This is a genomic window from Streptomyces sp. NPDC127068 (assembly GCF_042724695.1).
In the GTDB taxonomy this organism is placed as follows: domain Bacteria; phylum Actinomycetota; class Actinomycetes; order Streptomycetales; family Streptomycetaceae; genus Streptomyces.
In genome coordinates, this window is the sequence record NZ_JBHXEN010000009.1 from 96,254 (window position 1) to 120,204 (window position 23,951).

General features: G+C 70.2%; 23 protein-coding genes. 6 read left to right on the top strand and 17 right to left on the bottom strand.

Annotated elements, in window-relative coordinates; translation table 11 throughout:
• The first annotated feature begins 359 nt into the window (after positions 1 to 359).
• Complete coding sequence (mobF, locus tag ACFWIA_RS07930) at positions 360 to 4,736, top strand: MobF family relaxase (RefSeq protein WP_387001503.1); 4,377 nt, start codon at positions 360 to 362, stop codon at positions 4,734 to 4,736.
• A gap of 17 nt (positions 4,737 to 4,753) precedes the next feature.
• Here mobF and ACFWIA_RS07935 read toward each other — a convergent pair whose 3' ends face one another.
• The 12 genes from ACFWIA_RS07935 to ACFWIA_RS07990 all read right to left on the bottom strand — a co-directional run bounded on the left by ACFWIA_RS07935 (position 4,754) and on the right by ACFWIA_RS07990 (position 15,861).
• Positions 4,754 to 5,851: a hypothetical protein gene (locus ACFWIA_RS07935; RefSeq protein WP_387001505.1), complete on the bottom strand. Its 1,098-nt coding sequence runs from the start codon at positions 5,849 to 5,851 to the stop codon at positions 4,754 to 4,756.
• Between the two features lie 4 nt (positions 5,852 to 5,855).
• Complete coding sequence (fxlM, locus tag ACFWIA_RS07940) at positions 5,856 to 7,907, bottom strand: methyltransferase, FxLD system (protein ID WP_387001507.1); 2,052 nt, start codon at positions 7,905 to 7,907, stop codon at positions 5,856 to 5,858.
• 32 nt (positions 7,908 to 7,939) lie between these two features.
• Positions 7,940 to 9,013: a lanthionine synthetase LanC family protein gene (locus ACFWIA_RS07945; protein ID WP_387001509.1), complete on the bottom strand. Its 1,074-nt coding sequence runs from the start codon at positions 9,011 to 9,013 to the stop codon at positions 7,940 to 7,942.
• Positions 9,010 to 11,046 (bottom strand): lantibiotic dehydratase family protein, encoded by a 2,037-nt coding sequence (locus ACFWIA_RS07950; RefSeq protein ID WP_387001511.1) that lies wholly within the window; start codon positions 11,044 to 11,046, stop codon positions 9,010 to 9,012. Before ACFWIA_RS07950 ends, ACFWIA_RS07945 begins: the two co-directional genes overlap by 4 nt.
• Positions 11,047 to 11,120: 74 nt before the next feature.
• Positions 11,121 to 11,309: an FxLD family lanthipeptide gene (locus tag ACFWIA_RS07955; RefSeq protein ID WP_387001513.1), complete on the bottom strand. Its 189-nt coding sequence runs from the start codon at positions 11,307 to 11,309 to the stop codon at positions 11,121 to 11,123.
• A 144-nt stretch (positions 11,310 to 11,453) separates the two neighbouring features.
• Positions 11,454 to 11,903 (bottom strand): NUDIX hydrolase, encoded by a 450-nt coding sequence (locus ACFWIA_RS07960; protein WP_387001515.1) that lies wholly within the window; start codon positions 11,901 to 11,903, stop codon positions 11,454 to 11,456.
• Positions 11,904 to 11,923: 20 nt separating this feature from the next.
• Positions 11,924 to 12,877: an endonuclease/exonuclease/phosphatase family protein gene (locus tag ACFWIA_RS07965; protein ID WP_387001517.1), complete on the bottom strand. Its 954-nt coding sequence runs from the start codon at positions 12,875 to 12,877 to the stop codon at positions 11,924 to 11,926.
• 96 nt (positions 12,878 to 12,973) lie between these two features.
• Positions 12,974 to 13,807: an SAM-dependent methyltransferase gene (locus tag ACFWIA_RS07970; protein ID WP_387001518.1), complete on the bottom strand. Its 834-nt coding sequence runs from the start codon at positions 13,805 to 13,807 to the stop codon at positions 12,974 to 12,976.
• Positions 13,804 to 14,397 (bottom strand): DUF6624 domain-containing protein, encoded by a 594-nt coding sequence (locus tag ACFWIA_RS07975; RefSeq protein ID WP_387001520.1) that lies wholly within the window; start codon positions 14,395 to 14,397, stop codon positions 13,804 to 13,806. Before ACFWIA_RS07975 ends, ACFWIA_RS07970 begins: the two co-directional genes overlap by 4 nt.
• Positions 14,394 to 14,882 (bottom strand): hypothetical protein, encoded by a 489-nt coding sequence (locus tag ACFWIA_RS07980; protein ID WP_387001522.1) that lies wholly within the window; start codon positions 14,880 to 14,882, stop codon positions 14,394 to 14,396. Before ACFWIA_RS07980 ends, ACFWIA_RS07975 begins: the two co-directional genes overlap by 4 nt.
• 89 nt (positions 14,883 to 14,971) lie before the next feature.
• Entirely contained in the window at positions 14,972 to 15,397 is a 426-nt protein-coding gene (locus ACFWIA_RS07985; protein WP_387001524.1) for a hypothetical protein, read from the bottom strand.
• On the bottom strand, positions 15,394 to 15,861 hold the full coding sequence (locus ACFWIA_RS07990; RefSeq protein ID WP_387001526.1) for a DUF6415 family natural product biosynthesis protein: 468 nt from the start codon (positions 15,859 to 15,861) through the stop codon (positions 15,394 to 15,396). Before ACFWIA_RS07990 ends, ACFWIA_RS07985 begins: the two co-directional genes overlap by 4 nt.
• Before the next feature lie 215 nt (positions 15,862 to 16,076).
• Between ACFWIA_RS07990 and ACFWIA_RS07995 the strand changes: the two genes are divergently transcribed.
• Positions 16,077 to 17,450: a hypothetical protein gene (locus tag ACFWIA_RS07995; protein WP_387001529.1), complete on the top strand. Its 1,374-nt coding sequence runs from the start codon at positions 16,077 to 16,079 to the stop codon at positions 17,448 to 17,450.
• A gap of 44 nt (positions 17,451 to 17,494) precedes the next feature.
• Here ACFWIA_RS07995 and ACFWIA_RS08000 read toward each other — a convergent pair whose 3' ends face one another.
• Positions 17,495 to 17,908 (bottom strand): ATP-binding protein, encoded by a 414-nt coding sequence (locus ACFWIA_RS08000; protein WP_387001531.1) that lies wholly within the window; start codon positions 17,906 to 17,908, stop codon positions 17,495 to 17,497.
• Positions 17,909 to 18,135: 227 nt separating this feature from the next.
• Between ACFWIA_RS08000 and ACFWIA_RS08005 the strand changes: the two genes are divergently transcribed.
• The 4 genes from ACFWIA_RS08005 (at position 18,136) to ACFWIA_RS08020 (ending at position 21,339) form a co-directional block, all read left to right on the top strand.
• Positions 18,136 to 18,921, top strand: coding sequence for an aminotransferase class IV family protein (locus tag ACFWIA_RS08005; RefSeq protein WP_387001533.1), 786 nt, complete (start codon positions 18,136 to 18,138; stop codon positions 18,919 to 18,921).
• A 9-nt stretch (positions 18,922 to 18,930) separates the two neighbouring features.
• Positions 18,931 to 19,848: a formylglycine-generating enzyme family protein gene (locus tag ACFWIA_RS08010; protein ID WP_387001535.1), complete on the top strand. Its 918-nt coding sequence runs from the start codon at positions 18,931 to 18,933 to the stop codon at positions 19,846 to 19,848.
• A gap of 424 nt (positions 19,849 to 20,272) precedes the next feature.
• A complete protein-coding gene (locus ACFWIA_RS08015; protein WP_387001537.1) occupies positions 20,273 to 21,100 on the top strand; it encodes a helix-turn-helix domain-containing protein in 828 nt (275 codons plus the stop codon).
• Positions 21,097 to 21,339 (top strand): DUF397 domain-containing protein, encoded by a 243-nt coding sequence (locus tag ACFWIA_RS08020; RefSeq protein ID WP_387001540.1) that lies wholly within the window; start codon positions 21,097 to 21,099, stop codon positions 21,337 to 21,339. The genes ACFWIA_RS08015 and ACFWIA_RS08020 overlap by 4 nt, the downstream gene beginning before the upstream one ends.
• A 72-nt stretch (positions 21,340 to 21,411) precedes the next feature.
• On the opposite strand, the gene ACFWIA_RS08025 is transcribed toward ACFWIA_RS08020, so the two are convergent.
• The 4 genes from ACFWIA_RS08025 to ACFWIA_RS08040 are packed head-to-tail and all read right to left on the bottom strand — an operon-like array spanning position 21,412 to position 23,949.
• Positions 21,412 to 21,903, bottom strand: coding sequence for a hypothetical protein (locus ACFWIA_RS08025; RefSeq protein WP_387001542.1), 492 nt, complete (start codon positions 21,901 to 21,903; stop codon positions 21,412 to 21,414).
• Positions 21,900 to 23,339 carry a type IV secretory system conjugative DNA transfer family protein gene (locus ACFWIA_RS08030; RefSeq protein WP_387001543.1) on the bottom strand — a complete coding sequence of 480 codons (1,440 nt, stop codon included), beginning with the start codon at positions 23,337 to 23,339 and terminating at the stop codon, positions 21,900 to 21,902. The genes ACFWIA_RS08025 and ACFWIA_RS08030 overlap by 4 nt, the downstream gene beginning before the upstream one ends.
• Before the next feature lie 35 nt (positions 23,340 to 23,374).
• Positions 23,375 to 23,629, bottom strand: a complete 255-nt coding sequence (locus ACFWIA_RS08035; protein WP_387001545.1) for a hypothetical protein — start codon at positions 23,627 to 23,629, stop codon at positions 23,375 to 23,377.
• Positions 23,629 to 23,949, bottom strand: a complete 321-nt coding sequence (locus ACFWIA_RS08040) for a DUF6238 family protein (protein WP_387001547.1) — start codon at positions 23,947 to 23,949, stop codon at positions 23,629 to 23,631. The genes ACFWIA_RS08035 and ACFWIA_RS08040 overlap by 1 nt, the downstream gene beginning before the upstream one ends.
• Between the last annotated feature and the right edge of the window lie 2 nt (positions 23,950 to 23,951).

Sequence of the window (23,951 nt, forward strand, 5' to 3'; positions counted from 1 at the left end):
GACAGCACCGTACGCGGCCAGCATCCGGCAGAGAGTGGAACGGCCGACGCCGAGGTGCCGGGCGATCGAGGTAACGGTCGACGTCCTTCAGGGCAGCATCGCGTACCGCCGGATGCTCTCCGAGTCGTCACCGCTCACTGACGTTCTGAGGTCGTCCGACACTGCCCTCGCAGTCAAGGTCCGAACCCGGGAAGCCGCCGGTAACAGCCCGAGTTTCCAGTGAAGAACCCTCAAGAATCCTGACCACAAGGATTCTTGAGGACCAAGGTATCGTCACTCCGTGACGATACAATCGGCCAAGATGACCAGTTCTGGCTGAATCAGCATGGGGGGTGAGCGGGCCGGTGGGGTGGGTGACCATGATCGGCCCGTCCGACGAGCAGGTTGAGTACCGTCTTACCGGCGGTCACGGCTGCGGGAAGTCCACCACGGTCGACGCCGCCCCTCTCGTCGCCGCCATCGAGGCCAAGGCCGACGCGGCCGGTGTCACCGTCGCCTCGTTGCTCGGCTCCCACGAGGCCAAGCGCAGCTTCTTCCGCGCCCGCGGACTGATCCGCGGCAAGGGCACGGCACGGTTCACCGGGTTCGACGCCGTCGAAGTCGCCTCCGCAGCCGGCCTCGACGCCCACGACCTGTACGGCGAACAGGCCCTTCCCCGGCCGGCCGCTGACGGACAGGTGGACTACCACCTGAACGCCAGCGAGCGCCCGTTGATGTGGATCGGCAACGGTCTCACCGAATTCGACATCACTCCCGGCAGTGTGCTGCGCCCGGAGCACTTCCAGGCCGCCCGCCGCCTCATGCACGGCGAGGACCCCCGGACCGCGCAGACCCTCGTGGAACCCAAGCTCGCCATCGCGCCGGCCGCGAAGCTCCCCGCCGCCCCGCTGGTCCGCGCGATTCGCCACTTCGCTGCCGAACGCAGTGTGAACCCCGTAACCCTGCTCGACTCCAAGCGGAAACAGGACGCGTTCCGCAGGATGGAGAGCCAGCTCAAGCGGTTCGGTGAATCGCACCGAATCCCGGCGTCCACCGTGCTCAAACTCGCCGATGCCGTCGGCGTCGACGCCGTCACCCTGTACGGCGAGGACGTGTTGGAGAAGGCGGTCGCCGCCGAGGCGGGCGGCCACCTGGACGCCCGCGCACTCCTGAGTGCCGTCAAGGCCCGCTCGGCGGCTACCGGGCAGCCGCCTGCCGATCTGTTCACCTCCGAGTCGATGAAGCGTCGGTACGCCCAGACCGCGGGCGAGGCCGAACGACGTCTCCGGGACCTGCCCATGGACGTCCGCGAAGCCATCGCCATGGCCAAGGCCGCAGGGCTCGCGCCCGCGGACGTGTGGGACGCACAGGAGATCAAGGCGGCCCTCCTCGAAGGGCGCGTTGAGGTAGGCAACCGCGGCGCCGACGTCACCCTCGACCTCACGAAGTCGAAGTCCACGTTCCTCGCCTACGCCCCCGAGGAGATCGCCGAGCGGGTGGAGGGCATCTACACCTCAGCCGGCCGCGAGTCCATCAGCGCCCTGGAGCGGTGGACCGCCTACGCCATGCGCGGCCACCACGGCGACGGCGAAGAGGCCGAGACCGTGGCAACGAGCGGGTTCTCCGGCTGGATGATGGTGCACCGCGCGGCCCGGCCCGTGGACGGAGCCCCGTACGGTGACCCGCACTTCCACCTGCACTTCACCCTGGCCAACATGGTCAAGGGCATCGACGGCAAGTGGTCCACCATGGCCAGCGGAGGCCGGGACCTTCACCGGCACGCCCGCGCCACTCAGTCCCTCATGAACGCCCGTATCCGGCGCGACCTCACCGACGAGTTCGGCATCTCCTTCCGTCGCGACGAACGAACGGGCGCTTGGGAGATCGCGGCGATCCCCGAGGCCACCATCCGCCTCTTCAGCAAGCGCGACAACCAGGTCCGCGACCTGCTGACCAAGCTCGGCATCGACTACGACAGCGCCACCACCCGCGAGCGCACCGCCGCCTCCACGGCATCCAAGGCCGCGAAGAACGGAGAAGCCGCGGTAGCGGACGACGTACTGCGCGACTACTGGCAGGCCGAGGGCCGGGCCGCAGGCGACGACCCCGACGCTATCGCCGCCAACGCGCTGGCACAGGACAGCCCGAAGCAGAACCCCGGCCTGGACGAGCTGTGCGCCGTGGTCTTCGATCCCAAGACCGGACTGACCAGCAACTCCAAGGACTTCACCCACGCCGCCGCCATCGCCGCCGTCCTGGACGCCCTCCCGTACGGAGTCGCGGACGCCGAGGAGGCCGAACGCCTCACCGACTCCGTCCTCCGACAGGCGGGGTACGCCGTCAAGCTGAACCCGAAGGGTGCCCAGCACTACAGCCACGCCGACCGCTACACCACCGCGGACATCGTTGCGGCGGAGACGATGATCGTCACCGAGACCACCCGTCGCCGTGACGAACAGGCCGCAGTCGTCAGCCCGGACACGGTGGCGATGACCATCTCCACCGTCGAGATCCAGCAGGGGTTCGACTTCTCCGCCGAGCAGCGTGCCGTACTGGAACGTCTGCTCACCGCCGGGCATGGCGTGGACGCCGTCGTCGGCGTCGCCGGTGCGGGCAAGACCACGATCATGGACGCCGCCCGGCAGGCGTGGGAGGCACAAGGACTGGTCGTCGCGGGCACGAGCACGGCTGCGGTCGCCGCCGCCAACCTGAAGGCGGAGGCCGGCATCACCTCCCGCACCCTGGCTTCCTGGCTCACCGGCATCCGCAGCGGCGGCCCCGGGCTGGCCGGGGTGGATGTCCTCGTCGTGGACGAAGCAGCCATGTGCGACGACCGCGACGTGGCTGAACTCCTCGCGCACGCCGCGACCACCGGAACCAAGGTCGTCGGCATCGGGGACCCGAAGCAGCTCCACTCACCCGGGGTCGGCGGCCACTTCGCCGCCGTCCACCACCTGGTCGCCGGGCTCGAACTTACGGAAAACTACCGCCAGAGTGATGCCGTCGAGCGTCGTGCGCTCCGGTTCTGGCGGGAAGACCTGCGTACGGACGCCCTCCGCGCATTCGCCAGCACCGGCCGCGTCCACGCGCTCCCCACCAAGGACGAGACGCTGGCCGCGATGCTCACCGTGTGGGCGGACAAGCGCGCCGCCCACAACGACGACCACACCGCCGTACAGCAGTTGCTGATGCTCGCGGCCACGAACGGAGTGGTGGAGGAACTGAACGTGGGGGCCCGAGCCCTTCGGAAGGCCAGCGGTCATCTGACCGGCCCGGAGTACGCCTACGCGCTTCCGGGCGGTGGCGAACTGACGATCGCCGTGGGCGATCAGGTACTCCTGCGCACCAACGACTACCGGTCCAAGAAGACCGGAGGCCAGCAGCAGGACGTTCTCAACGGCCACCGCGGACTCGTCCACGCCGTGGACGATCAGCGCCGCGTTCTGGTCGAGTGGCGGGAGAAGACGCCCGACGGGCACACCGACCACGCCGAGTGGATCGATGCCGACTACATCGCCCAGGGCGGACTGAGCCTCGGCTATGCGATCACCGGGCACAAGAGCCAGGGCCTCAGCGCCCAGGAAGCACTGGTCTACGGTCCCGGTGCCGGACCGAACGCCCTCTACACGATGATGAGCCGGGACAAGAAGGAGAGCCACCTCTTCCTTCCGCTGGCCGTCTACGAGACCGACGCCGACCGAGCAGCAGCCGGTGACCCCGTGACCGACCAAGAGCGGTTGGACCGCGCCGTCGCCGGTCTCATCCGTGAAATCGAAACGGGCACGGAGGAGCGGATGATCCTCACGGAACTCCCGAAGGACATGGTCCCCACGCACATCCGGGAGGTCGTGCAGGACCTCCCGGTCCCCCGGGCGCCCGGCACCGGCGCAGAGCATCACGAGTCCGCGGACTCTCCACGGACACCGACCCTTGACGAAGACGGGAGCGTTCGCACCGTGCAGTCGCCCGACCGACCGTACGCCCACCTCAGCGATGACGCCCTACGGGAAGCCCTCCGCAGGGCGGCCACCGCGAGCCGAGCGACCCGCAGGGCGGCCGAGGAAGCGGAAGCCCGAGCAGCCGCCGCCGAACAACAGGCCGCAGCCGGAGCCGGCCCCGAGACCCTTGCGGTCGACCGCCGTCAGCAGCGGCTCACCGAGCGCGCCGCCGCGATCCGCGACATCCAGTCCCTCACCCAGGCGATCGAGCAGCGCACCGAGGCAGACCGACGAGCGCACGAGAAGCTTGAACGAGTCGAACAGCAGCTCACTGCCACCACCCGCTTCGGCCGTCCTCTTCTCCGCGGGGACGACCGGGCACGTGCGGAGAGCGAACGGGAGGTGCTGCACGGACAGCGCGCGACCGTTGCGCGGGAGCTGGGCGAGCGTCATGACAAGCTTCGTCGCGCTGTCACGGTCGCGGGGCCCGCCGAGACACACGCCGACGTCCTCACCGAAGCCGAGTCCATCCGGCAGGCCGGAGACCGACCTCGTCGTGACGCTCAGAACCGCGACCTTCGGACAGCGACCGACCTTCGGCACGCCGTCGCCAAGGCCGAGGCCGCTGCCCGATCCGCTGTTCACCGGGAACGGGGACTTCACGACGAACTGAAGACCAGAACACCGGCTGGTGGCACTCCTCCGGCCGCCGAGGGCCGTAGGCGTACGGCGGCCGAGCCCCCGCAGTACCCGGTCAGCCTTCCGGAAGCCACCCACCATCGGGGCCCGTTGAATCCGCCTGGTGGCCCAGCGTTCTAGACCGGATGAAGCGGTGCCTAGAGAAGATCGTCTAGCGCGGCTTCGGCCTTCTCCACAGCATCGGTCACGGCGTCCAGGTGCTGTGGGGACAGGCATCCGTTCCCGAGTCCCGCTTCGGCGATGACTGTGCTGAGCCGCTGTTTTTGTGTGTCGTTCAGGGATCGCCGGGCCACGGGGTGGTGCAGGGCTTCACGGGCGGCGTAGGCGTCGAGGGCGGCGGTGGTGGCGACGGCTTCCGTAAGCGGGTGGGCATCCTCACCGGCTCGATCTTGGGCGAGGTCTAGCGCGGCCAGTGCGGATCGGGTCTGGAACACGGCGTACGAGGGTTCGGGGACGCTGAGCAGTGTCGTCGTCTCGCGGAGTACGACGTAGAGGTCCGGGCCGGGCAGCGGGGAGGGCGCCGAGCGGCAGTGTGCGCGCAGGAGTGCGGCGATGGTGGTCTCCCATGGCTCGGTGGGTGTGGTGGTGTCGATCATGTCGAGTGCCTGTTGGTCGAGGCCGCGTTCCATGAGCGCCATGACCATGATCTGGCGGCCGTCGAGGAGGCGGTTGCCGATGCCGCGGTGCGCACTCATGGCGTCGGCGGCGTCGGCCCAGCGGCCGATCCGCGCGAGGGCGCGAGCGCCGTCGATCAGCAGGGTCGCCCACAGTTCTTCGCACACCTTGCGGTGGTCGGTGTCGGTGCTGATGAGCGCCGCGAGATCGACCGTGCGGCCGTGGATCTCGGTGGTCCCGCGTTTCTGGGCGGCGCGGTAGAGGCGGGTAAGAACGTCGTAGGCGGCTTCGCCGTCGCCTTCGCGGGTCAGGAGACGGGCGACGTTGACCAGGGGCATCAGCGACATCACGGCGATGGCCCCCGTCAGGTTTCCGGCCTTGGCGAAGGTCCGGTGCTGCCGCCAGCACAGTTCGGCGGCCAGGTCGGGCATCCCGACGTCGGAGGCGATGAGCGCGGCGTAGTTGAGGACCCCGCTGGCGCGGGCCACCAAGTCGTGGTGGCCCGCACCGGCGGGCGCGACGGTCAGCCCGGTGAGGTGGGTGATGCGCTCCTCCAGAGGGAGCGCCGGCGCCTTGAGGCGGCGGACCAGGGGGATGCGGCTGGCTATCGCGGGGACCACGAGGTCAGCCCTTGCGGGGCCAGTCGACAGTGAGGCGGCTGTAGGTCTTGTCGATGACGAACCGCGGGTCTGCGGCCGTGAGCTGGTGGCGGGCGTCGCCGACGGCCATGCGGAACGTGGGGTCCGGGGCGGTGTTGCCCCAGCCTTCTTCCCAGTTGCGGATTTCGCCCGCGAGGTGTTCGGCCAGCTCGGCGGCGTGGGAGCCGTGGCCGACGACGCCGATCTCCCAGAACCGGCCCTTGTCGTCCTCGCCCTCCCGGATGGTCAGGTAGGCGAGGGAGTCACCGTCGAGCGCGGCCATGGAGCCCCAGCCGAAATGCGGCGTGAAACCGGGGCGGGAGCCGGGCATGCGGGACAGGCCGTTGGGCAGCACGAAGGCGAGGTAGAGGTACATCCACTCGAACGGGTCGCCCTGGCGGAGCTTCACCCCGGTGTAGACCTTGGACTGCTTCTGGTCGAGCACGGTGCGGATCGCGTCGCGGTCCACTTCCTGTTCGCTGAAGGTCTCCAGGTGGACGTTGCCCTCGCCCTCCATGCGCACGCGGGTGTAGATGTCGTCGCAGACGCCCTTGCGCAGCGGGATGAAGGTCGCCATCTCGCAGGACACGGTCTTCCAGGTGTCGCCATCACGTTCGAAGGCGAAGCTGCGGGAGATGCTGCCGCGGATGCGCATCGGCAGGACCAGCCGGCCGCCGGGGGCGAGCTGGTCGAGGAGCTTCACCGGGACGTCGCCCGCGCCCACGGTGAACTGGATGCGGTCGAACGGAGCGTGCTCAGGAAGCCCCGCGGCGCCGTCACCCAGCACGGCGGTCACGTCGTCGGCCCCAGCCCGAGCCAGGTTCTTCTCTGCGCCCTCGACCAGGTCCCGGTCCACGTCCACGGTCCACACGTGCCCGCCCGGGGCGACGAGCCGACCCAGCAGACTGGCGTTGTACCCGGTGGCGGCCCCGGCCTCCAGAATCGTGTGACCGGGCTGCGCGCCGAGCTGTTCGAGCTGGGTGGCGACGATCGAGGGCGCGGAGATGCAGGAGATCATCTCTCCGTCCTCGTCGTGCTTGATCGGCACCGCGTCCTCCTTGTACGCCGCCTCCAGGTCGACGCCGGGAAGGAACTCGTGGCGGTCGGTGGTGCGGAAGGCATCGATCACGCCAGGGGTGCGCAGGTGGCCGCTGTCGACCAGGCGGTCCGCCAGGGCCTCGCGCAGGGTGGTGGAGGGGGAATCGGGTGTCACGGTGATCTCCATTCGAGCGAGGGTAGGTCCGGGGGACGGGGCTCGGCGGGCGGACACGTCGGGTGCCTCTTCTTCGGTGAAGGCGACGTGGCGGCCAAGCCACGCGGTGGCTGCCTGTTCGGTGGCAGACACCCCGGCACGGTTGAACGCGAAGATCGCGTGATGGGTGAGGACGGCGCGCAGGCCGCGGGTCAGGTGCCCGTCGGCGGCGAGGCGGCGCAGGCGCAGGCCGCCGTCGGCGAAGGCTTCGACGCGGTCGGCCCAGTCCGGTTCGGGGTTCGGGCGCCGGGCGGCGTCGGCGTTCATCAGGCGGCGCATCGACGTGACCGCCGTAGCGAGTGCCGGTCCGATGGGCGGGGTGACGGGCGGGCGGAGGGCGGCGAGTTTGGCCCACACGTCCCCGGCTTCGAAAGGGTCCAGCCCGGCCGAGCGGATCATGGTGGACAGCAGCAGCACGCTGCGCTCCCGTCCGCCGGGCTCGCCGGTCTCTGCCAGGGCGGCCCGGCTGTCCGCGCAGAACACCTCGTGCGCGACGTCCATGCCGTCGGGCCCGCCGAACGCTTCGGTCTCCGGCTCGTAGACCCCGGTCACCCAGGCACTGACGACCCGGTCGGCAACAAGCCGGTCGAGGAGATCCGCGGCGGGGTGCTCGGTGCGCAGCCGCAGCCCGCCGTCCTTGCGGAGGAAGTGGAAGCGCCGGCCGGATAACGCGGCCGATAGGGCGTGTGCGGATTCGGGGCTCACCGCGCCGCCGGGTAACGCCACGGTGGCGTGCCACCAGCCTGTTTCGCGGGTGATCGGAAGATTCTCGTCATCGAGGTCCATGAGGGTTTCCTTGTCGGTGGTGCCGGTTCGGGTCAGGTGATCAGCAGGGCACTGGTCCAGCCGGTGGAGTCGGTGCCGTCGAGGGCGAGCCGGGCGCCGCTGCGGCCCTCCATGAACCCCGGTTTGGTCAGCCGGTGCAGATCGTCCGCCAGCCGCGTGTTCAGGTCGGTGATCAGCGGCCTGAAGCGGTCCGGGACAGGGCTGTCGGCGGCGACGGCGCGGGTCAGGGTCACGAGCCCGGCCCAGCCGTGGCACAGGGTGGCGTCGGTGATCCGGGCCAGGTGCACCGGACTGCTCAGCGTGCGCACGAGGGTGTCCTCCGCGGCCTGCCGCCGGACCGAGTCGCCCAGGGCGAGGGCGGCGAGCTGCTGGGCGCGGGCGACGCCGGGCGGTCCGTAGCACCAGGACGGGCGGGCCGGCTCCGGCACGGGCAGCTCTCCGGCGTCCATCTGGGCGCGGGTGGTCCAGTAGCTTCCGCCGTACGCGTCGAGCCAGCGGGCGAACACCCCGATGGCGTCGAGCTGCCCCGGCACATGAACATCCGCCCGGTGGGCGAGGGAGAGCACCGCCAAGGGCCCGGCGATGCCATGCGCGACGCCGTTGTTGCCGTGTCCGCCGTTCATCTCCTTGCCGTCGGGTCCCGCCGCGGACCACCATCCTGGCAGCTCCCGACCGCCCGTGTGGGCGGGTCGGGACAAGGCGACGAGGTACGCCAGCACGTCCGTGAGCCGGGACGGCGCCGAGCCCCGGACCAGCAGCAACGCGCCCAGTCCGGACAGGCCGCGGATGAGGTCGAACTCCGCGAGAGGCGGCAGCGCACCGGACTCCCGCCGTCGGCGGGCGGCGGCGAGCCGGGCGTCCACCACACGGTCGACGGCCGCGTGGACGCCACCGCCCGCACGGCCGGCGCGGCCGAGAACGAACTCCAGCGCGGGGGCGCCGTGGAACAGCGACGCATTGGCCCCCGCGCTCACGCCGCCCGCGACCGCCAGCACGAGGTTCTGCCGAGCGGCGGTCAGGTCGCCACGTTCGATGTGCAGTAGCGCCATCCCAAGGGCGCCCTCGGAGAGGTCCTGAGTCCCCGGCGGGACCGTCGCGGCCGTCACGTGCGGACCTTGAGCGGGAAGACAAGGTTGTGGGCCCGGCCACCGATCCAGCCGTCCGCGTCGGACGGCGGGGCCTCGTGCAGGGACGCGACGCCGAACGGACTGGCGTCCAGATGGGCCCGAAGCAGATCCAGATCCATCGACCGGCTGAGATCGAGCGGAAGATGCTGGTCGTCCTCGGCCAGCAGCACACGGCCCGGCACCCGGAACCGCACCATCCAGGCCCGCAGCCGCTCCACCCACTCGCCCGTCGCCGCCGTACGGGCGGGGAGGTCGCGGGCGCGGACCTTCCACCGCGCCGCCACCAGGATCGACCGCCGGTAGGTCAGGCCCGGGGTGAAGGGCAGGGTCCAGGCCGCGCCCCAGTCGAACCAGGTGACCTGCGGCGCGGTAGCCCGGCTGATCTCGGCCAGGAACCGGGCCAGGGGCGGGGTGTAGTTGTTCCACAGGAAGTTCAGGGCGGTCGGTGTGAGGGTTTCCAGATGCCGGCCGGTGGCCGCTTCGGCGAGATACGGACGGCCGTCCCGCACGCCGACAACGAGGTCCGCCGGGAACAGGACACCGTTGCCGGGGTGCCGGAACTCGCCGACGCTGATCACCCGGGGCAGTACGCGCGGCGCGCGGGTGAGCAGGTCGGCCGGCACACGACCGGCGTGGAAGGAGAGCTGGACCAGCTCCGCGCCGGGCTCGACCGTGGGCAGCGTGGCGTAGGTGGCGCCCGTCCCAGGGAACAGGTGCCAGAACCGGCCCGTCATCGAACCGGCCGCACGGGAAACGGTGGACACCTGAAGTCGGAAGTCCCCACGCTCCAGAGCCAGTTGCGAGCGAGCGTGTACGGACGCGCCGAGTTCGAGGTGGGGTGCGGTGAGGGAGGCAGCGCCCGCTGCGGCTTCCAGTTCCTCGATCATCGAGCCGGACAGGGTGACCGAACGGGTGCCCTCGACCGCCGCCGTGCCGGCCAGCCCCAGCAGAAGCCGGTCGCGGAGGGACATCGGCCGCGGGGGCTCGGCCCCCCGGCCGAATCCGTCGGGGAAGCCCAAGCCCTCCGCGGGGTTCGTCACCAGCTCCACCGGTACCTTGGCGGCTTCGCCGTAGCGTTCGGTGAACCGCTCGGTCCAACGGTGCCAGACAGAGATGCCGTTCGGGTGCGTGGCGAGACGGGCCAGAACGGTCGCGGCGGTCTCCGCCTCCGTCATTACCGAGTGGGGCAGTCGGACGGCCGCATCCAGCCGTAGGTCAGGGGCAGCCGGATTCTCGCGGACCTTCTCCCGCAGAGCAGACAGCAGGACGTCGCACGGGTTGGTGACCGTCGCGGGCGCGCGCAGCGCCGACCGTAAGAGCCGTACCCGGAGGAGTTCCCCGATCAGCTTGGTCCGGTCGCGTTCCGACGTGTCCGGAAATTCAGCGGCAAGTTTGTCCGCCAGGGCCGCGCTCCGTATCGGGGCGCGCGCCGCGTCGAGGACGAGGACGAGCGCTGAGGTAAGAGCGAGAGAGAATTCGGCCGCGCCCTCGGACGGTATGAAGACCCGTGTGCCACGGCGCTGGGCGAGCGTGTTGACGCACACCTCCACGTCGGCCATCCTCTCGCCGTCCGCCTCCCAGCCGCTGACCGCCGCATCGACCGCGGCCGGGTCCGGCCGGACGGATACCTGGTGGCGGGTGCCGATGTGCACCCCGGCCGTGTCGCTGAACTCGACCAGCGCGACGCCGGCGAACAGCCCGTACGGGGTTGGCCGGCGCGCGTACCGGATCGCGTACCGGGCCAGAGCCAAAGCGGTGCGCCGCACCCGCCGCGCTTTCGGACTCCGGCCCGCGAGGATGGACTCTGTCCGGCGGGCGAGATCGGGGCTGGCACTCGACACCGCCAGCCGGAACGCTTCGTTGGCCCACACGGCGGCGAGCCACGAGCGCCAGGAGTCAAGCGGCGCACCAGGTCCGGGCCACGGAGGCATCTCCGGCTCGGCGAGGTTCACCGCGGCCCGCAGCATGGCTCCCCCGGCGTCCTGATACCGGTTGAGTCGTACGCGCGTCATCACCACACTCCGTTCCTGGTGGAGCGGGGGCCGGGCGGAATGTCCGCCCAGCCCCCGCCGTCGAACCGACTTGGCTACGAGGTGACGCAGGCGCTCGGGCAGCTCGAACCACAGGTGTCACCCGTGGTGCACATCAGAACGGTCTCGGTCGCGGGCGTGCCCTCGATGAAGCTGATGTCCAGCCCGAACGGATCGGCGTCATCGACAGTGCCAACGGTCTGCTGATCTGTGACCACCGGCTTTTCGGTGTCGATCGCGGTCATGCGTGACTCCTTGGGTAGTAGCGGATCGTCCAGGGGTGCGGGCCTGGTCTGGCCGTCTGCGACGCTAACCAGGTCGCCGCCCCCTCGACGCTCCTCTTCGCCGCAGAGTGTGATCGAAGGTTGAATTCGGCTGAATCTGCACGGTCACCCCTTCTTGCGCGGACCTCTCGATGCGAGCACGGTGGCGGTGGTGCCGAGGTACTGCTGAACAGGCAGATAGAACCCGTCGGGGACGTAGTGGAAAACGTCACGGAGGGGAACCCAGTTGATGTCCGTGACTTCGTCGGGGGCTGCACGGTGGGCGGTGCCGGACCGGATCGCGCAGGCGAAGTAGAGGATGCGGGCACCGGTGTCCGGGTGGTCTCGCTCCCTGAGCTGTTCCGTGACGTTGACGGCGAGGCCGGTCTTCTCCTTTACCTCCCGGACGACGGCGTCCTCGGCGGACTCGCCCGGCTTGACCTTCCCGGCCGGGAACTGCCAGGTCGGAGCCCCTTCCGGTCCACGCTGTTTGACGAGCAGGAGGCGTCCGCTCCGAAGGATCACGCCGGCCGCGACCGTGGTCGTCCGGTGGTCGCCGGGTGGTGACTGGGGCACGTGGTGCATCTCTGTCCGCCTCACCCGACGGCAGCAAGGGTGCCCTCGGCGCCCTTGCCCGGGCGTGTGAGGGAGCTGACGGGCTGCCGGTTGAGGATGTCTGCGAGAAGGCCACCGTCGAGGGTGAGCCGGAGGGCATGGTGGTCCGAGATCACCAGCGGTACGGGGATGACATCCACGTCGATGACGGCGGGCAGCAGCTCGCCGGTGGCGTACATGCGATCGATCCGTGCCTCGGGTCCGTGCGTCTCGCAGGAGTCCACGGTGGGGGCGAGCGCGTCAGCGTTTCCCTGCGGCCGGTCGGCGCAGTGCACGGCGACGTCGTGCAGTCCTGCGGTGCAGAGGATTTCGTCGGGGCGGGTGTCCATCCGCCGTTGCCCCGCTTCAGGGTAGGAGCGGTGCACTCGGTGCGGCTCGTCGCGGATGGAGTCGAGGACCGGGAGCGCGGGCTCGACAAATCCGGAGGGCCCGGGGTAGCTGTTCGCGTCCCCGCCGAGCAGCGCCGGGATACGCACGGTCCCGCCCTCCGGGGTGGCCCACCGCTTGTCGGCGAAGGTCGTCAGCCACTCCGCCTCCGCCGCCCGGGTCGTCGTGGAGGCGTAGTTGAGGTGGAACGAGCCGACCACCATCGGCAGGGCGTCTTGGCCCGCGGGGAGGTAGCGCATGGTGAGCGCGGTCGGCGGCAGGACCCACATGGGGCCGGTCTGGGGCCATTCCCGCACGGTGCGGAACACCTTCTGGTCGGCGAAGACCGCCGTGCAGGAGCGGGGGCCGAGCCAGCCGCGCATCCCGAGGGCATCCTCCAGTTCGTACATGACCGCAGCGCCGTCCCCGTCGGCGCCCGGCATCTCCTGCCGCAGCACCAGCTGAGGGCTGTGCTGGGCCAGGAGTTCGTGGGCCTGACGCCGCAGCGCGGCGTTGTTCTTCCCGTTCTGCTCCAGGTTCCAGCAGATCACGGTGATCTTCTTCTTCATCCAGCGATTCCTGTCGTCGTGGTGGTGGTGCGCCGCCGGGGGCTGGGACCTGGGGTCTGCCGGACCCCGGGCGGCGGTTCAAGGGCACCCTGCGGGTCAGGTCTTGACCGCGATGCCGGCGAACGCGGCGCAGTCCGAGGCGCGGGCGGGGTAGGGGGTGAAGTGGAAGACGTTCGGGCCGTGGGCGGACCACTGGCTGACGGCGGCCGGCCCGGACCCGAGGTGGGTGAAGCCGCCGAAGAACGCGGATATCCCGGTGAGGCTGCGCGGCCGGACGGTGAGGCCGTGCCGTTCGTACGCGGCGACGGCCTTGGGCACGGTGCGGGCGTTGAAATGGTCGGTGAGGTGGGTGATCGACAGGGTGCTGCCGGTCGGCAGCCAGCCCCGGAGCACGGCCATCGCGTCCGCCACCGCGGCGTCGTCCGCGTTCCACGGCAGTACGTCGTGGACCGCGACGGCGATCGGCCGGCCGGGGTCGAAGGCCCCTGCGACGTCCGGCCGGGCCAGCAGCTCCTCCATGTCCATGAGGTCGGCGGCCACCACTGTCGTCTCGTACGGCGGCCCGACGTCCAGTCGGGACTTCGCGTGCGCGAGGACTCCGGGGTCGCGGTCGACGTAGACCACGGGAGAGCCGTGCGGGACCAGGTGGTGAAGGTTCGGCCGATGCGGAATACCGCAGCCCAGATCCAGGAACTGCCCGATCCCGCGGCGCACCGCGGCGGCGGTCGCGGTCTGGGTGAAGTGGCGGTTCGTCCGGGCCGCCAGTGCCGCCCACGGCGCGGCCATGTAGAGGTCGAGGGCCGCGTCCCGGTCGCACTGGTAGGTGTCGACGCCGCCGAGCAGGCAGTCGTACACCCGCGGGGCGCGCGCCCGGCTGAAGTGCTCGGGGGCGAGTTCTTCCAGCTCTGCGGACTGGTACGTCGTCGTCATGCCGGCACCCCCGCGAGCAGCGGAACGGGCTCGGATAACACGGTGGGCGCCTGTTCGTCGGGAGGTGCCCAGCCCAGGCGGCGCCGCAGTTCGGCCATCGCCTCGCTGTGCGGGCCGAGCCCCACCGCTGCGCGGCGCTGGTCGAGTTCGCCGGGGGTGTCCACCGGGACGAGTTCCGGTCCGTGCGGTCCGAGGCGGTATTGGGTGCCGAAGGTCTGGCGGTCATCGGTGACGGCTTCGCACCGGTCGTGGAGGTGGGCCCACTGCTGGACTGTCGCCTCCCCCTGCTCGACCGCGGGGGCCAGCAGCCGCAGGGCCGCGCGCTGGAAGTCGGGCAGGGGGTCAGCGTGGAGGGCGATCTCCCACGCGGCCCAGACCGCGGCTTCGCCCACCAGGGCCCGGGTGGGCCATCCGTGCTCCCCGAGAATCCGCCGCAGGACGTTCGCGTTGGCGACATCGAGGTGCCGTGCCTGGCCCATCTCGGCGTCGGGGAGCTGGGCCCGGAGGAACCGGTGCCGGTGCTGACGGGCTTCGGCGGCACGGTGCAGGAGGCCCCCGGCCAGATCCGGGCGGGCGAATGCCCCGGTCATGGCCGGTCCCCGTACTCCAGCGCGGCCAGAAGCCGACGAGCGGTCGCGACCGAGACCGCGCCGGTCGAGACGACAGGCTTTCCTCCGCAGCGACCGCAGTCGGGCTGGAACGCGAGATCGATGAACCGGTCCGTCGCTTCGCGCAGGGCACGGTCCAGGCGGGCCGTGACCTCCTTCCCCTGAGGCCAGTCGGCCAGCTCGATCACCGGGTCCGCCCCCGCCTCCCGCGGCGGCGCGCCCAGTGCTTGGGCGAGCCGTTCGGCATCCGGGACCGTGAGGTCGCCCACCACGATCTCCCCCGCCACCACGGCCAGGTCGGGGGCCGTGAGACCGTGCGCTTCGAGGACGCCGCGCAGCGCGGCCAGGGTCTCGAAGGTGTCCTTCATGCTGGTCCGCAGCAGGTCGGCCAGTCGGCGGACCGTCATGGGGTCGGCGGTCCCCAGCTTGGCTTCGCGCCCGGGGGCGTCCGGGCTGGGGTGGATCATGAGTCCCAACCCCGCTGCCGAGCACACGGAGTTGAGATCCCGTATCGCCTCGGGAAGGGCCGGCGGACGGCCGGGAGGTTGTGGGGCGTTCACGCGGTACTCCAGGACGAGCGGTGGTCATGGACAGAAGAGGGCGCGGCCGGAGGCAATGAGGCCGGTCGCGGCGGCGGGCCGGCGAGCAGGCAGCCGGGGCCCGCGAGAGGGAGGACGGACACCGGGGAAGCCGTCCACCTGAGCAGCCCGCCGCCGGGCGTCGCGGTGGTGAAGGCGTAGGGCTCGCCCCGGCGCAGCGCGACCACCGAGGCGTCCATGGCCCGGTGATCGCCCAGCCATCCCCACATGGTGTGGAAGACCTCCCGGTCGAGGAGGGGCGCGACCGTGTGCACGGACTCACGCACCCACTCCACGGCTTCCCCCGGCACGGTGGTGGTGAGGCTGGACAGCGGGATGTGCACGGAGCCGGGGACGACCTGATCGGCGCGGCACCAGTACGCACGGGGCAGTGGACGTTTCACCGGGGATCACCGCCGTCGAAGTGGGGTGAGGGGTCGGGGACGTCGTCGCTGACGAGGTCGAGGAGGGCGCCGACGAGCGAGGCGAGGAGACGGGCGTGGCTCTGCGTCGGCACGAACTCCCGCGCCCGCCGTTCGGTGTCGAGGCGGGCGGCGGAGGCGACGAGCTGTCGCAGCAGGCTGTCCGGGCGGCCCTCCGCGCCGTGCAGGGCGTCGGTCACCAGGGGCCAGAGGCAGCCATGGAGGCGGTCCACGAGCGTGCACGTCTCGTCCACGGTGAGCGGCCTCGCCCCCCAGCCCAAGATCCGCTCCAGGAAGTCGTCCACCCCGTCGCTCAGGAAGGCGCCGTTCAGGCTCTTGAGCAGACCTAACAGAGCCACCTCGGAGGCGGGCCGCGCGGGTTCGACGCTTCTCGTACGGGCCGCGGCGGCGTCTCGTACGGGCAGGTCGTGAACGGTCATGGACATGCGTGCCTCCCGGTGGGGAGTGGGGGAGAAGCGGAACAGAGAAGGCGCGAAGAGACGGGAGCGCGTGGACGCGGCGGGGTCGTGAACACGGGCGGCCCCTGCTCCCGCTCCCACCGGAGATGTCGTTCTGTAGCCAGGTAACTACGGCGCGGGGGTGGGGCGGTACGGTGTCGGGCAGGCGAGGCGGTATATCGGGTATACGGGCAGGTGGTTCCATGACGACGCGCACGCCGAATGTCCAGCTCCGCGAAGCGGTCACCGAGTCCGGTCTCACCTACGCCGCGCTGGCCAGAGACATCAGAGCGGTGGCCGCCGAGTGCGGCGTGACGCTGCGGACGAACAAGTCGACCGTGGAGCACTGGCTGTCGGGCGTCGTGCCTGCGGGGGACACCGTCCGCTACCTCGCGGTCGCGCTCTCGCGCCGCATCGGCCGCGTGCTGACGCCGGCAGATCTCGGACTCGCGCCCCAGTCCCCGGACGACGAGGCGGTGGGCCTCACCCTGAGCACGGACCCGCTGGAGGCTCTGATGCCGATGTGGCGATACGAGCTGGACCGCCGCCAACTCCTGGCCAAGTCCGCGTACTCGGTGGCCGCCGCCGCCCTGCCGCTGGCCCACGTACAGGAGATTGCCGCCCGAACGGCCGCCGCCCGCACCGGCCGGACCGTCGGCATGGCCGAGGTCGCCGCCGTCCGCGACATGGTCGCCTTCTTCACCGAGATGGACGAGCGCCACGGCGGCGCCCACGGCCGCAGCGCCCTCGTTCAGTACCTCTCCGACGACGTCGCCGCCCTCGTCCGGGGCACCTTCCGGACCGAAGAGGCCCGCCGACAGATGCTGTCGGCCGCGAGCCGGGGCGTGCACCTGCTCGGCTGGAAGAGCTACGACGCCGGGCAGCAGGGGCTCGCCCAGAGGTACTACCTCCAGTCCTACAACTTGGCGGCCGAGTCCGGCATCGTTGGGCACGACGGGTTCGTGATGCGGACCATGGCCATGCAGGGGCTGAAGCTCCACCGGCCCGAGCACTGCCAGGCACTCGCGGAGACCGGCCTCACCCGCGCCAAGGGCAAGGTCGCACCCTCGGCCGAAGCCCTGTTCCGCGTCGTCCACGCCCACACGCTCGCCAAGTCCGGGCGGAAGAAGGCCGCCCTCACCGAAGCCGGCCTCGCACAGAACCTCCTGGAGGCCGGGCGCGACGACGAGCTGCCGTTCTGGGCCCTGGCCTGGGGACCGCCCGCCGCGTCCGTCTACTCCCGCACGGCCAAGGTCCACGAGGCGATGGGCAACCACCGAGCCGCCGCCGAACAGTACGAACGCGCAGCAGAGTCCCGCCCCGCACCGACGTACGCGCGGATCGTCGCGCTCGACCTCGTCGCCGGAGCGGAAATGCAACTCAAGGCCGGAGGCATCGAACAGGCGTGTACCACCTGGCACCGCGCGATCGACCACATGGCCGGCGTCCAGTCCGTACGCACCCGCAAGGCCGTCAGCCGCCTGCGCCGGGACCTGGCGAGCTTCCGCAACCGCGGGGTCCGCAGCGCCGCCGAGCTGGACGACCGCGCCGCCGACTTCCTCAGCACCAGGGCCTAGCGGGGCTGCATCCCGAGGCTGAACGCCGCCGGGGACCGCGCCGGTCATGAGGCGGCATCCGAGGGAAGGGCGAGGGAGCACCAGACGGTTCGCCCGTCACCGGTCGTGCCCCACTTCTCAGCGAAGGCGTCGACCAGCAGGAGCCCCCGGCCCCGCTCATCGTCGTCTCCGGCCTCGCGCAGCACCGGCATCTCGGGGCCGTTGTCGGTGACCTCGATCCGCAGCTCGCACACGCGGTGCTCCACAAGGAGCTGAACGGTGCCGTCGCCGTGCTGGACGGCATTGGTCACCAACTCGCTGACAACGAGGAGGGCTTCGGCTGTCACCGAGGCCAGCTTCCAGTGGCGGAGCGAGGCCCGGGTGATCCGCCGCATGTGTTGGACACGCGAGTCGTCAGGCTGGAAGGCCACCGCGAAGGCGTGGACTGGGGGCGTCGCCGTGGGAAGCCCTCTGGTCATCGAGGTCATCGGCGTTCTCCGGACAGGGGAGGGAAGGGGCGAGTGGGGATGGAGGCGCGGAGATTCCGCGCTGCGCAACTCACCCGGCTGATCACCGCGAGTGCTGGCGTGGTCACCAGCCCACACCGGGAAGGCGTTTGCAGGGAACGAAGTTGCGCTGAAGTTGACCCGTCAGTAACCACGATCGGGGTAACGGCGTACACCGGACCGGTGCCATGCTGACGGTCATGGCAAAACTCAGCGACCAGCCTGTAACCGCCGACGACTTGATGCCTCTCGCGCTCACCTCGTACGGCCACTTCACGTCCATGCGTGTCGACGCCGAGGGCCGTATCCGGGGCCTGTCCCTGCACCTCGACCGGCTGTCCCGTGACAGCCGGGAAGTCTTCGGCACCGCAGTTGACCCGGGCCGCGTGCGCACCCTGGTGGCCGCAGCCCTCGCGGAGCACTCCGGTCCGTGCATCGTGCGCGTGACCAACTACGACCCCGCGGTGAACCTCGGGCGCCCGGCCGACGCCCGAGAGCCGGAGCTGCTGGTGACCGTCCGGCCCGCCGGACAACTCCCGCCGCCTCCGCTGACCGCGATGACCATCCCCTACGAACGGGACCTTCCGCTGGTCAAACACGCCGGACTCTTCGGCGCGCTGCACGCCCGCCGCGCCGCCCAGCTTGCCGGGTTCGATGACGCCCTGTTCGTGGGCCGCGACGGCTTGGTCTCCGAGGGCGGGACGTGGAACGTCGGGTTCATCGACACCGACGGGACAGTGGTGTGGCCCCAGGCACCGGTCCTGCCCGGCGTCACCATGGCCCTGCTCCAGGAACAGCGTGCCGACTGGAAGACCACACCGGTCACCGTGAACGAGGCCAAGGGCATGGCGGCGGCGTTCGCCACCAACACCTCCATCGGCGTCCGCGCGGTCGCCGCCATCGACGACCAGCCGATGCCCGTCGAACACCCCCTCCTGACCGAGCTGCGCGACGCCTACCTGTCGGTCCCCGGCGAGGAATTGTAGGAACCGCCGATGACGGGGGTGACGCGATGGACAGGCCAAGAAGTCGCGCTGCTGCGGCGAGCGATGCGGCAGACCGGGCGGGACTTCGCGGCGATGGTCGGTGTCAGCAACCGGCAGCTCACCACCTGGGAGACCCGGGGCGCAACGATCGAACTGCGTCCCGGCAACCAGGCCGCCCTGGACACACTGCTCGCCCGCGCCGGCATCGCCGCCCAGCGCCGGTTCGCCGCACTGCTCACCGAGCGGGCCGCCGCCACCGAGGACCAGCGAACCGAAGAACTGCTGCGCCGTGACCCGAGGATGTTCAAGCACCCACTCGACGGCAAGCTCATGGTCCGGATCGAGGAGGGCATCTTCCTGTCCGGCCCGGAGAACGTACCAACCTGGGCGGACAGCTTCCTCATCGATGTCCACCCGACTACGAACGCCGACTATGCGCGCTTCGTCCGGGTCACCGGGCACCGGGCGCCCCAGCACTGGCCGCAGGGACGGTGCCCGGAAGCACTCCGGGACCACCCGGTGGTCTGGGTGGACTGGAACGACGCTGCCGCATATGTGCGCTGGTGCGGCAAGAAACTCCCCACCTCGCAGCAGTGGGAGAAGGCGGCCCGCGGCCGGAACGGGCGTGAGTACCCCTGGGGCGACGAGCCCACGGCCGCCAAGTGCAACACCTCGGAAGCCGGGATCGGCCAGACCACACCGGTCACCAGGTACCAGTCCGGCGTCAGCCCATACGGGGTCTACGACATGTGCGGTAACTGCTGGGAATGGTGCGCCACCCAGGCCCCGCAGGAGCCAGGCCGGTTCGAGCTGAAGGGCTCGGCCTTCACCTCCCCCGTCGAGCGCGCCCGCCCCTCGCTCCACAACGCCGCGAACACCACCATGCAGGACAATGACACCGGCTTCCGCGGCGTAACCCCCGCGTGACGACGGCGCGGCCAACGCGGCGGTCAAATCAGGTACACCGGGGCGTTCACCTGTGGTGGTCCTCGATGGGAATGCGAACGGCACGGGTCGGCCCTCCACGGTAACTCGGACTGGTGCACGTTTTGAGGATGAGCGTGGCGATACAGCCGAATTGACGCCATGGTCCGGCTTGCTTCGGTACAACCAGCCTGATGCACGCTCCAGTTAACATTCAAGGGAAACCTCGCAGGAGTCCGCATTGGCACATGCCATCCGGTCGGCAGCGGGCTCCATGTGCGGTACAGGGCAGTTCAGTTGACGGACTGAAACCCCTCGATGGCGGACAGATAACCTATGTCGCCGGACTGGGGCCTCGATCCGACGGATAGATGTCGAAGTGAGGGGACAGGTGGCTGCACGACGAGGACCGACATACCTACGGGTCATGCTCGGAAAGGAACTCCGCGAGCTGCGCGAAAATCTCAGGCTCACCGCGGAGAGCGTTTCGCTGGAGCTCGGCTTCTCCCGGTCGAAGCTGAGTCGTGTCGAAAGCGGGGACATTCCGCTTCCCAAGCTCAAGGACTTGGAGGAACTACTCGACCGCTACGGGGTCAGCGACCCTGACCACCGCGACACCCTGCTCCAGATGCAGCGGGACTCGCTCAGTCGAGAGCCGTTCACCTCGTACTCACCCATCCTGCCGTCCGGGCTGCCCATGTACTTGGGTCTGGAACGTGAGGCCGTCCGTATCCGTGGTTTCCAGAACCACGTAGTTCACGGACTGCTTCAGGCCGAGTCCTACGCCCTCGCGCTCGCCGGTTCCGCCAAGATTGTGGAAGAGCGCACCACGGACTTCGTTGAGCAGGGCGTCAGACTGCGGATGGATCGCAAGGCCCTGCTGACCCACCCGGACGGGCCAGAGGTGCACATCATCCTGACGGCCAACACCCTGCGCACCATGATCGGTTCCCCCGAGGTCATGCGTTCCCAGTACGACGAGATTCTGCGCCTCTGCCAACTCGACAAGGTGGACGTGCAGATCATCCCCGAAGACCTTGCCACCTACCGGTCCAGCTACAACTTCACCGTGCTGGACTTCAACGGCCTCGATTCCGTCACCCAGGGCGACAGCGCGAAGGCAACCACCATGTGGTCGAAGCCATCGGACGTCGCACAGTTCCAGCGTCAGTTCGACGCCATGGCGAAGGCCGCACCCGGCCCCAGCCAGACTGCACAGATACTGACCGAACTAGCAGAGAAGTTGTGGACATGACCAGCAACAGCGACACCCAACATGGGCCTCTCGCCGACTACAGCACCGAGCCGGACTGGTTCAAGTCCAGCTACAGCACGCAGGACAACGGCAACTGCATCGAGGTCGCCGATCTCCGTGCCCACGGCTGCATCGCGATCCGCGACTCGAAAACCCCGACCGGCCCCGTGCTGATGGTCTCCTTCGACGCTTTCACCAGCTTCATCGACGCTCGGCGCGAGCCCAACGACATCATCTGAACGGCTGCCGAATGCATGGCCCGCACCTCGAACTGCAAGCCGAGGTGCGGGCCATGCCCGTGGGATGAGGTGTCAGTCGAGACTGCACGCGCTCCCGCTCGCCTCGTCGCTGGAACCCTGCCACGCGTCGACCAGGTACCGAGCCGGCCGGGGGCCGTGTCGTCCGGCGCGGCAGTCGTCTCCCGCCCGGCCGAGCCCGGAGTTCATCCGCTGGACAGCGCGGTCGAGCTGTTCGTGCCAGCCCACCGTGGAACCCGCGGCACACAGGGCATCGGCCCGTGCGAAGGCCAGCGCCGCCACCTCGTAGGCGATCTGGCCGTGTCCCCGCCAGCAAGGCGGGATCACCTGATGCGACTGCCACGCGTAGGTGGAGTTCAACCACCGGCAGACAGCGTCCAGCCAGTGGTCCAGCTCCGTCACCAGCTCGACGGGAAGGGCACCGAGGTCCCAGGGAGCCGGGGCGCCAACCTTCGCCGGGTCCGTGATCCGGGCAACCTGGTACTCGGCGACGGCCGGCGGTTGGTCGGGAAAGGGAGCCCAGGCGTTGGGGACGGATTCCGTCATGCTGACGTCCTCCGTCCTGCCCAGACGTCCGCCGCGTGGCGGACGCGGTCGTCCCGTACCTTCTGCTGACGGTCGCGTTCGGTGGCTGCCGAGCGGCGGAGTTCCTGGACGTGCTGTCCGATCTCGCCCCAGGAGTCCCAGGTCCACATGCCGTCGATGCGGGTGATCACGGGAGGAAGGTTGTCGGCGAGCACCAGTGCTTCGCCTTCGCCCAGCGCCTTGATCTGGTCTGGTCGCAGGACGGGTTCCAGGGCCATGTGCGTGGCCGTCGAGACTCCACCGCGGTCGCCCCCCGATGTGGTCCGGGACGTTCGCACCCGCTCGACCTGGCCACACAGGTCTGACATGGACCGGAGGAAGTCCGGGTCCTTGCAGCCGCCGAAGACCACCACATGGTTGGTGAAGGAGGCGAGTTCGGCGGCGGTGTCCGGCCCGAACCGGGCAACGGCTGACGCCCACCCCTGAAGCCCGTAGATCACGGTGATACCGCGTCCCCGGCCATCGGCCACGCGTTGGCGAAGGCTCGGGATCGGCGCGATGTTCGGTGCCTCGTCCAGGGCTGCGAGGAGCGGCGGGTCGAGGCGGCCGGCGGGGGTGGTGATGGCGTGGGCCTCGGCGATGTCGAGCAGGTCTTCCGTGACCGCGGTGGTCAGCGGTGCGACGGAGGTGGCCTCGGAGTCCTTGCCGAGCAGGTAGATGGTCCCGCCCGCGTCCAGGAAATTCCGGAAGTCCGTCGGTTCGTCGCCGTTCCCTTGGAGGGCGTCCACCACGGACTGGTGGGACAGAGGTTCCAGCGCCGCGTGGAGGGTGACCGCGGTGTTTCCGACCGTACGAGAATCGCCGGTGGTCGCCGCCCGGAGCATGTCCGCCCACCCGGGGCCGGCCCCGGGGTGGGACTCCAGGATGGCGAGCGGGACTGGGTCGTCCATCTTCCGTGCCCACGCCAGCAGGTGATCGAGGCGGGCGCCGTCCAGCGCGGCGGCGTGCAGTAGCGCGGCGAGGACCTTCGCCGCCTGGCCACGGAAGAAGGACGCGCCCTCGGACTGCCCGGCCGATCCGGGGGTTCGGGACCCGGCGACGAGGGCTTTCGCGCGGGTCATCGCCACCTCCGTGGACGACGCTCCTGCGAAGGGCAGCCACTTGTAGCGGGGCAGGTAGGGGGCAATGTTCTGCGGGTCGAAGGTCAGGACCGGACGGCCGTCTCGTTTCCGCGCGTCCAGAGTCAGTTCCACCAGGTCGGGCTTGGTCGAGGTGGCGAGTACCGGCCCGGCCCAGTTGCGGATGGTCGGAGCGAAGAACCGCAGGGTCTTACCACTACCCATGGGACCGATGACCCGGCACGCCTTGTCGGCACGGGACCACAGCTCCACCCCTTTCGGGCGTCGAGAGGTGCCCAGCGAGTAGCCGAAATCGTGAGGATCGAGGGGATGGCGCATGGCGTGCTCCGGAACGAGGAGGGGCGAGGGGCGGCTCAGGAACCGATGGATCGGTCTTTCGACAGGCTCACCGCAGTCGTTCGGACGGGGCGGCCTCCACTACGGGTGAGGGACGGGCGGATCTCTGTGGCCCTCAAGACCGCCTTGGCGGACATCTGGCGCTTGAGCAGCGCCTTGGCGGCGAACCCGGCGTGGCGGCGGCCCCGGTTCGTCAGAACCCAGACGGCGGCCAGGGCCACCGCACACACACCGGTGAGCGCGTACAGGGCCACGGAGATGCTGTTCGGCACTACTCGGCCCTCCGTGCGACGCGGGCCGCCAGGTAGCGCATCCGGCGACCGCACAGTCCGGACATGGACGCATAGGGCCCGGGGTAGCGGGGCGGGGCGGTGTGGAAGGCGCTGTGGAGGTCTTCCGCCGCGCGCCAGATGTGGGCGACGGCCGTACGGACGCGGCCACCGGCGGCCGAGTAGTCGCCGTGGTCGAGCACGGTGGCCAGCATCTTCGTACGCTGGGCCAGTTCGAGGGCATCGGCGTGCAGCCTGTCGATGTCCTGTCGAACGGCGTGTTCGCCGGCCGGGCGCGTGGTCCCGTTGGTGGTGATGGTCATGG

What these genes read in the sequence shown, in the direction of transcription:
- mobF (WP_387001503.1), top strand. Translation starts at nt 360, where the DNA reads ATGATCGGCCCGTCCGACGAGCAGGTTGAGTACCGTCTTACCGGCGGT.
- fxlM (WP_387001507.1), bottom strand. Translation starts at nt 7,907, where the DNA reads ATGGACCTCGATGACGAGAATCTTCCGATCACCCGCGAAACAGGCTGG.
- ACFWIA_RS07950 (WP_387001511.1), bottom strand. Translation starts at nt 11,046, where the DNA reads ATGACGCGCGTACGACTCAACCGGTATCAGGACGCCGGGGGAGCCATG.
- ACFWIA_RS07955 (WP_387001513.1), bottom strand. Translation starts at nt 11,309, where the DNA reads ATGACCGCGATCGACACCGAAAAGCCGGTGGTCACAGATCAGCAGACC.
- ACFWIA_RS07965 (WP_387001517.1), bottom strand. Translation starts at nt 12,877, where the DNA reads ATGAAGAAGAAGATCACCGTGATCTGCTGGAACCTGGAGCAGAACGGG.
- ACFWIA_RS07970 (WP_387001518.1), bottom strand. Translation starts at nt 13,807, where the DNA reads ATGACGACGACGTACCAGTCCGCAGAGCTGGAAGAACTCGCCCCCGAG.
- ACFWIA_RS07975 (WP_387001520.1), bottom strand. Translation starts at nt 14,397, where the DNA reads ATGACCGGGGCATTCGCCCGCCCGGATCTGGCCGGGGGCCTCCTGCAC.
- ACFWIA_RS07980 (WP_387001522.1), bottom strand. Translation starts at nt 14,882, where the DNA reads ATGATCCACCCCAGCCCGGACGCCCCCGGGCGCGAAGCCAAGCTGGGG.
- ACFWIA_RS07990 (WP_387001526.1), bottom strand. Translation starts at nt 15,861, where the DNA reads ATGTCCATGACCGTTCACGACCTGCCCGTACGAGACGCCGCCGCGGCC.
- ACFWIA_RS07995 (WP_387001529.1), top strand. Translation starts at nt 16,077, where the DNA reads ATGACGACGCGCACGCCGAATGTCCAGCTCCGCGAAGCGGTCACCGAG.
- ACFWIA_RS08000 (WP_387001531.1), bottom strand. Translation starts at nt 17,908, where the DNA reads ATGACCAGAGGGCTTCCCACGGCGACGCCCCCAGTCCACGCCTTCGCG.
- ACFWIA_RS08005 (WP_387001533.1), top strand. Translation starts at nt 18,136, where the DNA reads ATGGCAAAACTCAGCGACCAGCCTGTAACCGCCGACGACTTGATGCCT.
- ACFWIA_RS08010 (WP_387001535.1), top strand. Translation starts at nt 18,931, where the DNA reads ATGACGGGGGTGACGCGATGGACAGGCCAAGAAGTCGCGCTGCTGCGG.
- ACFWIA_RS08015 (WP_387001537.1), top strand. Translation starts at nt 20,273, where the DNA reads ATGCTCGGAAAGGAACTCCGCGAGCTGCGCGAAAATCTCAGGCTCACC.
- ACFWIA_RS08020 (WP_387001540.1), top strand. Translation starts at nt 21,097, where the DNA reads ATGACCAGCAACAGCGACACCCAACATGGGCCTCTCGCCGACTACAGC.
- ACFWIA_RS08025 (WP_387001542.1), bottom strand. Translation starts at nt 21,903, where the DNA reads ATGACGGAATCCGTCCCCAACGCCTGGGCTCCCTTTCCCGACCAACCG.
- ACFWIA_RS08030 (WP_387001543.1), bottom strand. Translation starts at nt 23,339, where the DNA reads ATGCGCCATCCCCTCGATCCTCACGATTTCGGCTACTCGCTGGGCACC.
- ACFWIA_RS08040 (WP_387001547.1), bottom strand. Translation starts at nt 23,949, where the DNA reads ATGACCATCACCACCAACGGGACCACGCGCCCGGCCGGCGAACACGCC.